The 725-nt window shown below is 61.1% G+C and carries 1 protein-coding gene; it reads right to left on the bottom strand.

Annotated elements, in window-relative coordinates:
* The coding region (locus A3730_RS27340) for an aldehyde dehydrogenase family protein (RefSeq protein WP_156501405.1) at positions 1-725 on the bottom strand (725 nt) is incomplete at both ends.

The raw sequence follows: 725 nt of genomic DNA, 5'->3' as shown, positions 1-725 counted from the left end.
ACGTAGCCTTGCAGCCGTTTGAGCTGGCGCTCGTTAACGATGGCCGTGTAGTCCGGGTTGTTCACCATGGTGGGGTAGGACTGCTTCACCTGGGCGGTCCAGGCGTCCACAAATTCGCGCACCCGGTTCTCCGGGCAGAGGATGTAGTCCGGGGCCACACAGGTCTGGCCGGAGTTCATGCACTTGCCGAAGGCAATTCGCTCGGCCACATCCTTCATGGGGAAGTCCTGACCGATGATGCAGGGGCTCTTGCCGCCCAGCTCCAGCGTCACCGGAGTCAGGTTGTTGGCGGCGGCACGCATGATGTGCTTGCCCACGGCGGTGGAGCCGGTGAACAGCATGTGATCAAAGGGCATTTCGGAGAAAGCCTGGGCCACATCCACTTCGCCGTTGACCACGGCCACCTGCTCTTCCGGAAACGCCTCGCTGACCAGTTTTTCCAGCAGGGCGCCGGTGCGCGGAGTGGCTTCACTCATTTTCACCATCACCCGGTTGCCGGCGGCCAGCGCGGTGAGCATGGGCACGAGGGCCAGCTGAATCGGATAGTTCCAGGGCACGATAATGCCCACCACGCCCAGCGGCTGGTATTCCACCCAGGTTTTGCCGGGCCAACTCAGGGCGCTGACACTGCGTTTTTCTGCCTTCATCCACTTGCGCAGCTTCTTGCTGTTGTACTTGAGTGCTTCCAGGCTGAGCATAATCTCAGCCAGCTTGGTTTCGTCTGC

It is taken from the genome of Alcanivorax sp. HI0044 (assembly GCF_001634945.1).
This window is presented reverse-complemented; position numbering and strand designations above follow the sequence as displayed.